Source organism: Streptomyces avidinii, from assembly GCF_045161815.1.
Taxonomy (GTDB): Bacteria; Actinomycetota; Actinomycetes; order Streptomycetales; family Streptomycetaceae; genus Streptomyces; species Streptomyces avidinii.
In genome coordinates this window covers 1690199-1702108 of the sequence record NZ_CP108863.1, presented here as the reverse complement: position 1 = coordinate 1702108, position 11910 = coordinate 1690199, and the positions used below count along the sequence as shown (strand labels likewise).

General features: G+C 74.3%; 8 protein-coding genes. 5 read left to right on the top strand and 3 right to left on the bottom strand.

The features are described from left to right. Positions 1-321: 321 nt before the first annotated feature. From OG373_RS07620 to OG373_RS07610, 3 genes are all read left to right on the top strand, one after another. Positions 322-1215 carry a LysR family transcriptional regulator gene (locus OG373_RS07620; RefSeq protein ID WP_189968431.1) on the top strand — a complete coding sequence of 298 codons (894 nt, stop codon included), beginning with the start codon at positions 322-324 and terminating at the stop codon, positions 1213-1215. A gap of 88 nt (positions 1216-1303) precedes the next feature. Continuing rightward, positions 1304-2542: a putative Ig domain-containing protein gene (locus tag OG373_RS07615; protein WP_405436916.1), complete on the top strand. Its 1239-nt coding sequence runs from the start codon at positions 1304-1306 to the stop codon at positions 2540-2542. An 86-nt stretch (positions 2543-2628) separates the two neighbouring features. Beyond that, the gene (locus tag OG373_RS07610) at positions 2629-3906 is read left to right on the top strand and encodes a cytochrome P450 (RefSeq protein ID WP_405436914.1); all 1278 of its coding nucleotides are present in this window, start codon (positions 2629-2631) and stop codon (positions 3904-3906) included. Here OG373_RS07610 and OG373_RS07605 read toward each other — a convergent pair. Further along, on the bottom strand, positions 3868-5445 hold the full coding sequence (locus tag OG373_RS07605; RefSeq protein ID WP_405443976.1) for a molybdopterin-dependent oxidoreductase: 1578 nt from the start codon (positions 5443-5445) through the stop codon (positions 3868-3870). The two genes, OG373_RS07610 and OG373_RS07605, sit on opposite strands and share 39 nt — an antisense overlap. 283 nt (positions 5446-5728) lie before the next feature. Between OG373_RS07605 and OG373_RS07600 the strand changes: the two genes are divergently transcribed. Beyond that, a complete protein-coding gene (locus tag OG373_RS07600; RefSeq protein WP_405436912.1) occupies positions 5729-6967 on the top strand; it encodes an MFS transporter in 1239 nt (412 codons plus the stop codon). A gap of 48 nt (positions 6968-7015) precedes the next feature. Here OG373_RS07600 and OG373_RS07595 read toward each other — a convergent pair whose 3' ends face one another. After that, a complete protein-coding gene (locus OG373_RS07595) occupies positions 7016-9340 on the bottom strand; it encodes an alpha-N-acetylglucosaminidase (RefSeq protein WP_405436910.1) in 2325 nt (774 codons plus the stop codon). Between the two features lie 28 nt (positions 9341-9368). Beyond that, positions 9369-11051, bottom strand: coding sequence for a ricin-type beta-trefoil lectin domain protein (locus OG373_RS07590; protein WP_405436908.1), 1683 nt, complete (start codon positions 11049-11051; stop codon positions 9369-9371). Between the two features lie 155 nt (positions 11052-11206). Between OG373_RS07590 and OG373_RS07585 the strand changes: the two genes are divergently transcribed. After that, positions 11207-11902, top strand: coding sequence for a TetR/AcrR family transcriptional regulator (locus tag OG373_RS07585; protein ID WP_405436907.1), 696 nt, complete (start codon positions 11207-11209; stop codon positions 11900-11902). The last annotated feature ends 8 nt before the right edge of the window (positions 11903-11910 follow it).

Genomic DNA, 11910 nt, shown 5'->3' with positions numbered 1-11910 from the left:
ATGCCGCGTTGCATCGTGCGGTGGCCGCCGTGCACTGTCAACAGCCATGCGGAATACGGTGCTTCGCACCAGCGGCGTACACGTGCCACCCGGAATCCCACCCGGGCGGGCCCACGACACCCCCCGGCCGGGGCGGTGGCCTGCGCGGTTTCCCCCCGGGCCGGGCCGACCCCGCCGCGGGGGCCGGCGTACCGCGCCCTCGTGGGCATGCCGCACGGGCATGCCCACTCGCCGACCGGGCATGCCCGCCACCCGGGACCCGGTCACTTGTTCACCCGTCGGGCCCTTACAGGTACAGCCCCACGCGGTTACCGTCCGGTCATGACCCCCACCCTCGCCCAGCTCCGCTACCTCGTCGCCGTCGCCGACTGCCGGTCCATCACCGGGGCCGCGGCCTCCGTCTTCGTCGCCCAGTCCGCGCTGTCCAGGGCGGTTCAGGCCATGGAGCGCGATCTCGGCGTCGAACTCCTGGCCCGCCGGGGAAGGGGGGTGGACCTCACGCCGGAGGGGGCCCGGGTCGTCCGACTGGCCCGTACCGTGCTCAACGCGGTGGAGGCCATCGACGACATCGGGACTCCGCACGGCGGGGACACCCGGGCCGTTCTGACCCTCGCCACCACACCCACCCTCGCCCTCGACCTGGCCACCGACCTGATCGCGGCCTTCACGGCGAGGCATCCGACCGTCGACGTCCGGCTCCAGCAGCACGGCAGCAGGGAGGCGCTGGCCGAGGAGGTGAACCAGGGACGTTCGGAGCTGGCCCTGGTCGACCTGCCCGTGGACAAGGAGCTCTCCACCCACTTCATCCAGGAACGCGAGGTGGTGCTCATCTCGCCCCCCGGCTCGCGACTGCCCCATCCGATGCCCCTGCGCATGCTCGACGGGCTGCCGATGGTGCTGCCCACCCCGGGGACCGGCCGGCGCACCGAGATGGAGGCCATGTTCAGCTGCCTCGGGGTGCGGCCCGTCCCCACCCTGGAGGTCGACGAACGCCTTGCCTGGGTGACGGGGGTGACGGACGGCCGCGGCTCCCTCATCTGGTACCGGGACGTGGTGTCGAGAGCCTTCGGGAGCCGGGCCGAGATCCGCTCCTTCACTCCGCCGCTGCTGCGCCCGGTGGGCATAGCCCACGCCCGGCGGCCGCTCAGCCGGGCGGCCCGTGCGTTCATCGCGCAGGCCGGGCACAAGGCGCCGGTCCGGGAGCCGGTGCGCTGACCGGACATGCCCGCGCGGCATTGAACGATGCTCGAACGGGCGGGGATTGCACCTGGCACGTCAACTGATGTGCCATCACATTGTGGGCATGTCCCGTCTCCTGACACCCCCACGCGCCGCCGCCCTCGCGACCGCGGCCCTCGCGACGATCCTGCCCGCAGTCGCCTGGACGGCCACCGCCACCGCTGCCTTCAGTGCCTCCGCCGGCCCGTCGGCCGCCGCCGGGGCCCTGGCGGCGCCGGAGAAGAAGTGCACCCTGCCCGGCGGCCTCGCCGAGCTCAGCGGCCTCGCCATGAGCCGCAAACACCCCGGGGTCCTCTACGCCGTCAACGACAGCGGCAACACCAACCAGGTCTTCGCCGTCGACTGCAACGGCGCCACGGGCCGGCTCCTGGCCACCCTCACCGTCTCCGGCGTGGGCAACACCGACTGGGAAGGCCTGGCGCTCGGCAAGGACGAGGCCGGCGGCCCGGTGGTCCTGGTCGGCGACATCGGGGACAACTTCGGCGGGCGCGCGGAGATCACCGTGCACCGGTTCGCCGAGCCCGACCGGCTCACCAGTGCCACCGTCACCCCCGTGACCTACCGCTTCTCCTACGCCGACGGCAGGCATGACGCCGAGTCCCTGCTCGCCGACCCCGTGTCCGGCCGGCTCTACGTCGCCAGCAAGATCGCCGGAGCCGCCGGCCGGCTGTACCAGGCCCCGCTGCCGCCGGTGACCGGGCAGGTCAACACCCTCACCGCGGTCCGGTCCGGCCCGGTGTTCGCCACCGACGGAGCGTTCTCGCCGTCGGGCGCCTCGTACACCCTGCGCAGCGGCGGGCCGCTGGGCGCCAACACCGCCTCCGTCTACGACACTTCCGGGGCCAAGCTCGCGGACGTCGCCCTCCCGGCCCAGTCGCAGGGGGAGACGGTGACGTACGCCGACTGCGCGAACCTGCTCGTCGGATCGGAGAACGACCCGCAGATCTGGCGGGTCCCGCTGCCGCGGGAGGCCACTCCGGGCTGCGACGCCACGCCGACGCCCACCCCCACGCCCACCCCGACCCCCACTCCCACCCCCGGTGGCCTGAAGTTCACCGACCCCGGTCCGCAGACGTGCAGGTTCAACCAGTCCTGCACCGTCCAGCTCACCACCACCGGCGGCAAGCCCCCCGTCCGGTACGCCGCCACCGGCCTGCCCCGGGGCCTCACCCTCGACCCTGCCTCCGGACGGATCGGCGGCAAGCCCTGGGGCAGCGGCGCGTTCCAGGTCACCGCCACCGCGGGCGATGCCACCGGAGCCACCGCCGGTACCACCTTCACCCTGACCCTCAACTGGTTCTGAGGAGGGACGGGGACGGACTTGTCCAACCCACCCCCGAGGCCGCACTGTTGACCGAGTTTCGTCGTCCTCAGGTCAGGAGAACCGGCTTGTCGTCCCCCATCTCACCCGTCCCGCAGGGCTCGGGTACGCCGCACGTGATCGACCCCGCCGGTGGCTGCCCGCACGCCCTCAACGCCAGGCTGCGCGCCGAGCACGGCCCGGTGGCCGAGGTCGTGCTCCCCGGCGGGGTGCCCGGGGCGGTCGTCCTGGGGCACGACGCGCTGCGGGAGTTCCTCGCCCACCCCGACGTGGCCAAGGGCGCCCGGCACTTCCCGGCCCTGCACGACGGCACCATCCCGGCCGACTGGCCGCTGCGCGTCTTCGCCAACGCCGTGGGCATGCACACCGCCGACGGCGCCGACCACCGCCGGCTGCGGGCGCTGGTCGGCAAGGCCTTCACGATCCGCCAGGTGGAGCGGTTGCGGCCGCGCATCGAGGAGCTCACCGCCGAGCTCCTCGACGACCTCGGCCGGGCTGCCGCCGCGTCCCCCGACTCGGTCGCCGACCTGTACGCGCACTTCGCCCTCCCGCTCCCGATGAACGTCATCTGCGAGCTGCTCGGCGTGGACCCCGAGCACCGGGGCCGGCTGCACGACCTGACCAACACGGTGGTCATCGCGACCGACATCACCCCGGCCGAGAAGATGGCCGCCCTCCAGGAACTCATGGCCCTGACCGGCACGATCGCGGCCGCCCGCGCCGAGAACCCCGGCGAGGACCTCACCAGCGCCCTGATAGCCGCCCGCGAGGACGACGGGGACCGGCTCACCCAGGCCGAACTCATCGGCACCATGCGGCTGATGCTCGTCGCGGGCCACGAGACCACCCTCAACCTCGTCGTCAACGCCGTCCGGGCCCTGTGCGCCCACCGCGACCAGCTCGCCCTGGTCCTGGACGCCAAGGCCACCTGGTCGGACGTGGTGGACGAGACCCTGCGCTGGGACACCCCCGTCAGCTGGTTCCCCTTCCGCTACCCCACCCGCGACCTGACCGTCGACGGGACGCTGATCCCGCAGGGCACCCCGGTACTCGCCGGCTACAGCGCGGCGGGCCGCGACGAGGCCTTCCACGGTCCGGACGCCGACCGCTTCGACATCACCCGCCCCTCCGCCGCCCGCAGCCTCTCCCTCGGCCACGGCGCCCACTACTGCACCGGGGCCCCGCTCGCCCGGCTGGAGGCCACGATCGCCCTGGAGCGGCTCTTCACCCGCTTCCCCGACCTCGACCTCGCGGTACCGGAGGCCGACCTCCCGTACCAGCGCAGCTTCATCAGCAACAACGTCCGGTCACTGCCGGTCCGCCCCGGCCGGCAGGCCACTTCCTAGCGTCCGGACCCGTACGTCCACCGCGTGCCACCCCGTCGCCCCGTCCGGGACGGTTCCGGTGCGGGCGCCCGTCTGCACGGCGCCCGTGCCGTCCGTCGCGCGGACCTCCAGGGTGTGCGGCCCGGGGGTGGCCTCCCACAGCCACACCCACTGGCGCCAGGTGTCGACGCCGTCGGAGGTGCCGAGCCGCGCCTCCTGCCAGGCGGCGCCGTCCACCCGTACCTCGACCCGTTCGATCCCCCGGTGCTGGGCCCACGCCACCCCGGCGACCGCCACCCGGCCCGGTGACAGGTCGGCGTACGCACGGGGAGTGTCGATGCGGGCCTGCGTCTTGACCTGGGCCTGCTGCGCCCAGGACCGGCGCACCCAGTAGGCGTCGTAGGCGGCGAAGGTGGTCAGCCGCAGCTCGGTGAGCCACTTGCAGGCGGAGACGTACCCGTAGAGGCCCGGTACCACCATCCGCACGGGGAAGCCGTGGGCGAAGGGCAGCGGCTGCCCGTTCATGCCGACGGCCAGCAGCGCCGCCCGGCCGTCCATCACGGCCTCCACCGGCGTACCGATGGTCATGCCGTCCACCGAACGCGCCACCAGCTGGTCGGCCGGACCGCCCCGGGAGGGCGGCCGCACCCCGGCCTCGCGGAGCAGGTCCCCGAGGCGGACGCCGAGCCAGCGGGCGTTGCCCGCGTACGGGCCGCCGACCTCGTTGGACACACAGGTGAGGGTGATGTCGTGCTCGACCACCGGACGGTCGAGCAGCTGCCGCAGATCGAGGGTCAGGGGCCGGGTCACGCCCTCCCCGTGGATGCGCAGCCGCCAGGTGTCCGCGTCCACGCGCGGGACGACCAGCGCGGTGTCCACCCGGTAGAAGTCCTGGTTCGGGGTGAGGAAGGGGCCGAGTCCGGGTACCCGCAGGTCCGCCCCGGCGGGCACCGGCGGCGCGGGGACGGTGGGCCGGGGGAGCACGAAACGGGCACGGGAGGCGGTGGCGTCGGCCGAGCCGTGCGCACCGAGGCGCCGCGCTCCGAGTCCGACCGCGGCCGACGCCGCGAGGACGGCGACCACCAGCCGCCCGAAGCCGCGCCGGTCCATCGCCGGGGCCCCGCCCTGCGAGGCCCCGGCCGGGCGGGACCGCTGCCCGGCCGTGATCAGCAGGTACAGCACCCCGGCCGAGACCGCCGCGCCCACCAGTGAGGGCAAGGCGTCGCGCCAGGAGGCCTCCGGCCGGCTGAGCGCGGCCAGCGCCCCCACCAGCCCGAAACCGCCCGTGACGGCGATCGCGGCCGGAAGGTGGCGGACGGCGAGCAGCCCGGTGCCGACGGCGACCGCGGCCAGGACGGCGAGGATGCCGAGGCCCAGCACCAGCTTGTCGGAGGTGCCGAACAGCCGGATGGCCCATTCCCGGACGGCCACCGGCGTCAGGTCGACGACGGCCCCGCCGACGGCCGTGACCGGCGAGGCCTCGGGCCGGCCGGCCGCCGCGGCCAGCTGCGCGCACGCCAGCCCGGCGACGGCCGCGACGATCCCGCTGACGGCGCCCATCACGCGCCGTGGCCGCGGGGAACGGCTCGGGTCTGCCTCCACACCGCCAGTGTGCCGCGCCCGGGCGCTCCCGCGGCGGCGCCGTGCCGCCGCGCAGGCCGGATCGCGCCCGATCCGCGCCCGCCCGTGCCGGCCCGCCCGCGCCCGACCGTGCCGGGCAGCGCCGGCGCCTTGCGCCCAGGGCGAAAGGACCATGCCCGCAGTGAACGGACCGAGGCGGCGGTGGGGGACGGGGCAACGATGACGACATGTTGCCCCGTCACTCCCCGAAAGCGCGGATACCGTGCCCCTGAAACCCGCCCGGACCTTCAGCACCTCGCCCTACCGGCCCGTGATCACCCACTCGACGCTGCGACGTCTGTTACCGGGGTTCACCGTCTCGTCCCTCGGCGACGGCATGGCCGTCGTCGCCGTGAGCTGGCTGGCGATCGAGATCGCACCGGCGGCGGAACGCGGCATGTGGGTCGCACTGGCGGCCGCTGCCTACACGCTCTCGGGCGCCGTGGGCGCGGTCCTCCTCGGACGGCTCCTGCGACACCGTTCCCCGGCCCGGCTGGTCGTCTGCGACGCCCTGCTGCGCGCCACCGCCCTCGGCGCGATCCCCGTGTGCCACGCCCTCGGCATGCTGAGCATCGAGCTCTACGTGGTGCTGCTCGCCACCTCCTCCCTCCTCCACTCGTGGGGCCAGGCCGGCGTCCACACCCTGCTGGCCCGACTGCTGCCGGAGCGCGACCACCTGGCCGGCAACGCCGTCCTGTCCGGCATCGGCTCGCTCTCCACCGTCTTCGGCCCACCGCTCGCCGGCGCCCTGATCCTGTGGGGCGGCGCCGCGACCGTGATCGCCGTGGACGCGGCGACCTTCCTCGTCCTGGCCGCCACCTTCCTCTTCGGCGTGCCGCACGACGCCGCGCCCGCACCCCGGGAGAGCGGTTCCCGCGCCGCGGGCTTCGCCGTCATCAGGCGCACCCCGGCCCTGCTGGGCCTGCTCGCCCTGAGCTTCGCCTTCTTCTGCCTCTTCGGTCCCGTGTACGTGGCGCTGCCGCTGTACGTGTCGGACGGGCTGGGCGCCCCCGCCGGTCTGCTGGCCGCCTTCTACACCGCGTTCGGTGTCGGCGCCGTCCTCGGCTCCGTCCTGACCGGATACCTGGGCCGGCTGCCGATGCGGCCGGCCGCGACCGGCATCGTCGTCGCCTTCGGCCTCTTCATGCTGCCGACGGGGCTGGGAGCGCCGACGGCCGTCGCCGTCGCGGGGTTCGCCGCCGCCGGGCTGCTCTGGCCGCCGTACGCCGCGCTCTCCACCGCTCTCTTCCAGCGTTCGGCCCCGCGGGACCTGCTGCCCCGGACCCTGGCCGCGAGCTCCGCGGTCCGCGTGCTCGCCGTGCCGCTCGGTACCGCGCTGGGCGGCCCCCTGGTGGCCGGGCTCGGAGCCCGGGAGACCCTGCTGGTCTCGGCCGCCTCGATCGCCGTCCTCGGTCTGGCGGCTGCCGGGGCCGCACGGGCGTGGACGCGGCGGAGGCCTTGACGCGCCGCCGCGGGACCGACCGGACACCGGTCGGTCCCGCGGAGCGGATCAGCGGGTGGCGGCTGCCGACGGCAGGGCCGCCGCGATCTCGGAAGCCAGCCGGTACGGGTCACCGCTCGGCCGGTGCGGATGGCGGGTGGTACGCCCCGCCCACTCCGCCTCGAAGGCGTGCCAGTCGATCTCCCGCGGCGCCGCCCCGCTCACCAGCGCCTCGTCCAGCGAAGCGAAGTACCGCGCCCACCGGGGGGCGTACAACTCCGAGATCAGGCCGCTCCATTCGCGATTCGCGTAGTCGTGCAGGAAACCGCCCTCGCTGGTGCTGCGGCGGCCCCACACGCTCAGGAGCGAGCGGGCGTCGTACTCGTACCGGTCCTGCTCGGCCCGGTCGGCGCCCCAGGAGCGGGCCCCGGAGAGCCAGCTGCCGAGGAGGAAGGCCGGGTCGGATCCGGTGACCGCGTCCAACTTCCGCATCCCGTGCTGCCATTCGGCCGTCAAAGCGCGGAAACGGGTCAGGTCCCCGGCTTCGTAGGCCGCCTTGATCTTCGGCAGCAGCACCCGCGAGTGGTTGGCGAGGGCCTGCCGGGCGGTGTCCACCAGGTCGAAGCGGTAGGCGCTGGAGCCGCGCAGTGCCGGATCCACCTTCAGCAGGTGGTCCAGGGCCCTGCGCACCGAACCGGACGGGTAGCGCATGGACTTCGGGCTCCAGTACGCCGCCCCGGCCGCGGTCAGGCTCGGCCGGGCGGCGAACAGGCTGTCCTGCGACTCCGACCACAGGCCCGAGGAGGTGCTGTACGGCCCCTTGCGGAGCTCCTCCCAGGCCGCGGCGGCCTCGGCGTCCGGCCGGCCGTAGCGGCGGGCCGCGAAGCCGGCGAACCACGTGCGCTGGTCGATCGGCCCGCGCTCCCAGGCCAGGTCGGTGAAGAGGTCGAAGGCGGCCGGGTTGGTGCCCGTGGCCTCCGGCAGGTAGGCGATCCCGGCGAGCGCGCTGTTCGCCTTGTCCCGCCAGGGGCCGAACCGCTCGATCCACACGGAGCTGTTCGCGCCGACCGTGGTGTGCCCGCCGAAGTTGTAGATGGTGCCCATCGCGTACGGGGCCCCGCCCCAACGGGTCTCGCGGTCCAGCCGGTTGTACCGGTCGGAGAGCCCGTCCAGGATCAGCAGCTTCGACGTGTCCACCCCCGCCAGCAGCTCGGCGGTGGGGTCGTCCTGCCAGCCCAGCACCGCCCACAGCGCTCCGGGACGCGCGGCGTGCAGCGCGCCCTGGATGGCGCCCGCGGCCGCGCCGACGTCGACGGAGCCGGTCCGACCGCCCTCGTGCAGCGGGCTCATCCGGTACATCGTGCTGTCCCCGAACACCGCGCGCTGCTCCGCGTAGTACGCGGCGGCCAGCTTCCCGAAGACGGGCGAGGCGGGGTCGAGCCAGTCCGGCCGGTCGAAACCCGCCCAGTCGCCCTGCGCCACCGTGGCCGCCCCCGGGTTGCGCGCGGCGAACCCGGGCGGCACGGTACCGAAGTAGCCGGGCAGCACCGGGGTCATGCCGAGCCCGCGCAGCTGTTCGGCGATCCGCCCGCCCAGCTCGGCGCGCTCGCGCATCAGGCGCTCGGTGACCGGGCCGCCGAAATCGCTCAGGTTCTGCAGCAGCCACCAGCTCTGGTGGCCGGGGCCGGGGATCCACTGCCGCAGCTCCGCGGCGGAGTAGCCGAACCCCTGGAGCGCCCGGTAGTACGGGTACTCGGCGCCCACCTGCACGAACACCTCGTTGATGCCGTGCAGGGCGAGCAGGTCGATCTGCCGCCGGTGCTCCTCGAAGGAGCGGTACGGGCCGGAGTACCCGTCGTCGGTGTCGTTCAGCGCGTACCGGTGGGGCACCTGCGCGCTGCGGGTGACCGGCGCGGGGACCGCGGGCAGCCGGGCGGGCAGCATGCCGAGGCTGTCACCGGGCCAGCCGATGTCGGCCCCGGCGACGTGCTGGAGGTACCAGCCGACCCCGGTGAGCAGGGTGGCGCCGGTGCTGCCGCGCACGGTGATCGCGCCGGGGGTCCCGGACACGGTGAAGGTGTCGGCGCCGGCGCCGGTTTCGGGCACCAGGGTGAACTGCCGCCAGTGGCGCGGGAGGAGACGCTCCAGGGCGGCCCGGGCGGGCGCGACGTCGAAGGTGCGGGCCCGCCCGGGGCTCCGGGGCGCACCCGCGGGTGCGAGGGCCCGTACGGCGGGGCGCGCGTCCGCCGTTACGTCGGCATGTGCGGGCGACCCCGCTCCCGGGGCGGTGGCCCCGGGAGCGGGCCCCGCGCAGATCAGCGCCAGCAGTGCCGCGGGAAGGGCGGCGAGGGCCAGCGGGCGCGGCGTGATCGGCCTGCGCCCGCTGCGTGGCATCGGGTTCCTCATCCGTCGGACCGGGCCGTCAGACCGGCAGGGCCCAGGCCTGGTCGACCCGGTGGTCGCCGCAGTCGGTCAGCCGCAGCCGCTCGGCCGGGGCGGCGGCCGCGGGAGCCGTCAGGCACATTCCGCTGATCTCCTCCACGAGGGCCCCGTCACGGCGGTGCGACCAGCTCTGGCCGGGCTGCTCCGCCGGACGGTTCGAGCAGTCGGCCAGCTCCACGATGCGGTCCTCGCCGACCGACAGGCACTCGCCGGCCAGCCGCAGGCGCGCGTCCTTGCCCACGGTCCAGCGCTGGTCGGGGGCACCGGTGCAGGCGGCCATCACCACGGCTCCGACGCCGGTGGTGTTGGCACCGTCGGCGCACCGGGCGCCGTCTCCGACGATCTGCCCGGTCGGCGTGGCCTCGGCGCAGCCGCGCGGGGTGAGCCGCCAGACGCCGGTGTCGTGCCCGGCCACCTTCCCGGTCAGTGCTCCGGAGACCTCGTGGCGCGTTCCGCTCCACAGGTCCTCGGCGTCGGCGCCGACGGTGCAGTCGGTCAGGCCGATCTCGTCGAGCGGCACGTTGATGTCCCGGGCGGTGGCGGAGCGGTTGAGCACGGCCACCGCACGGTCGCCGTTCGCCAGCGGCCGCACCAGGATCTCGAAGGTGGCGTTGGAGGAGACCACGGCGCCCTGACGGCCCATCGGGTCCTGGTCCAGCCGGATCATCCGGGTGTTGCCGAGCGCGGTGAGGCCCGCGGGGGTCAGCTTCGAGACGTCGGAGGAGAGGATGAACGGGGAGGCCATCATGGCCCACAGGGCGACCTGGCTGCGGCTCTCGGCGGCGGTGAGCCCGGGCGCGCCCGCGATCAGGAAGTCGGGGTCGTTCCAGTTGCCGGGGCCCGCGTACCGGCCGAGCCAGCGGTTGTAGCCGTAGTTGCCCATGACCGCGCTCCACCGGGAGGTCGCGGGGGCGGCCGGGTTGTAGACCTTGATGTCCTTGCCCTCGCGCCACAGCTGGCCGGTCTCGCCGACCCACCCGAGCACCTTGTGCCAGTCGGAGCCGCCCCACTCACCCTGCTGGAAGTAGGCGGGAGCGGAGGCCGACAGGACCATGTCCCGGCCGCTCTCCCGCAGGGCCTTCGCCACGGCGTTGTAGGCGTCGCGGTAGGCCTGCTCCTTGGTCGTGCCCGCCGGGATCCACAGGTTGCAGCCGTCCATCTTGACGTAGTCCACCTTCCAGGAGGCGAACTGCCGTGCGTCCTGGGCGTAGTGGTCCTCGCCGCCGCCCTGGGGAGCGCCGCTTCCCGGGTACTTCTCGCAGGTGAGCGAGCCGGCGTCCTGGTAGATGCCGAACTTCAGGCCCTTGGCGTGCAGGTACTCGCCGAGCCAGGCCATGCCGTGCGGGAACTTCGCCGTGTCGACGACCAGAGCGCCCTGCGCGTCGCGGTTCCTGGTCATCCAGCAGTCGTCGACGGTCACCGTGTCGTAGCCCTTGGCGGCGAGCCCGGTGGACACGAGCGCATCGGCGTTGGCGACCACCTTCGCCTCGTCGATGTCGCACATGTAGTGCGCCCAGTTGTTCCAGCCCATGGGAGGGGTGAGCGCGAGCGGGGTGTCCGAGGTCGCCCGGGGCTCGGCCGCCACGGGGGCGGGGGAGAGCACGAGGGCGAACAGGGCGGCCGCGGTCAGGCAGGGGAGCGTTGCGCGCAGGCGAGGCGGCACGGGGTCTCCTTGACGTGGGGACAGTCGTGCGCCCAGTGCAGCGAGGCGATTACCCAGTGTCAACAGAAGTCGCTGGTTGTCGGCTGATGACCAGCAATTTGGCTGCAATTACTGTCACACGAAAGTGCAGATACGTCGTATGTTACGGTGTATCTATGCCGCGAAGATCAGCTGCCCTGGACCGCGCGACCCCCGAGGCGATCGCCGTGGCCGCCCTGCGGATCCTCGACGAGCAGGGCCCCGGCCACCTCAGCTTCCGCAGCCTCGCCGAGCGGCTCGACGTCTCCCACGCGACCGTCCAGCGCCGCTGCACCGACCTCGCCGGACTGCTCGACCTGTGCACCGAGCACCTCGCCGCGCAGCTCCCGGAGATTCCCGCCGGCACCGACTGGGCGCAGGCCGCCGAGCAGCGGTTCCGCGCCCTGTACCGGCTGCTCACCGCCCACCCCGGACTGCTGGTGCTGCGCGGCGGCCGGCCCTGGCTCGGGCGGCAGTTGCTGGCCCGGCTCGTCGAGCCCGCCCTCGCCGACAGCGTGGCCGCTGGGATGACCGCCGCCGAGGCGATGACCGTCTACCGCCGCATGTACCTGCTCACCCTGGGCAGCGCGGCCTTCGTGGACCACCGGGATCCGGCCGGAGCCACCGCCGCCTCGCGGGCGGCCCTGGCCGCACTGGATCCCCAGGAGTTCCCCGTGCTCTCCGGCGGACTGCCCGACGTACTGCCCGCCCTGACGGACCACGAGGTGTACTACGGCGCCCTGCGCCAGCTGATCGAGGCCGCCCGGCCCGACCGGACCACCGGGCCCACCGGGTCCGCCCGTACCGCCCCGCCCGCCCGGCCCACCACCTGATGGGGAGA

What these genes read in the sequence shown, in the direction of transcription:
- OG373_RS07595 (WP_405436910.1), bottom strand. Translation starts at nt 9,340, where the DNA reads ATGCCACGCAGCGGGCGCAGGCCGATCACGCCGCGCCCGCTGGCCCTC.
- OG373_RS07620 (WP_189968431.1), top strand. Translation starts at nt 322, where the DNA reads ATGACCCCCACCCTCGCCCAGCTCCGCTACCTCGTCGCCGTCGCCGAC.
- OG373_RS07605 (WP_405443976.1), bottom strand. Translation starts at nt 5,445, where the DNA reads ATGGGCGCCGTCAGCGGGATCGTCGCGGCCGTCGCCGGGCTGGCGTGC.
- OG373_RS07585 (WP_405436907.1), top strand. Translation starts at nt 11,207, where the DNA reads ATGCCGCGAAGATCAGCTGCCCTGGACCGCGCGACCCCCGAGGCGATC.
- OG373_RS07615 (WP_405436916.1), top strand. Translation starts at nt 1,304, where the DNA reads ATGTCCCGTCTCCTGACACCCCCACGCGCCGCCGCCCTCGCGACCGCG.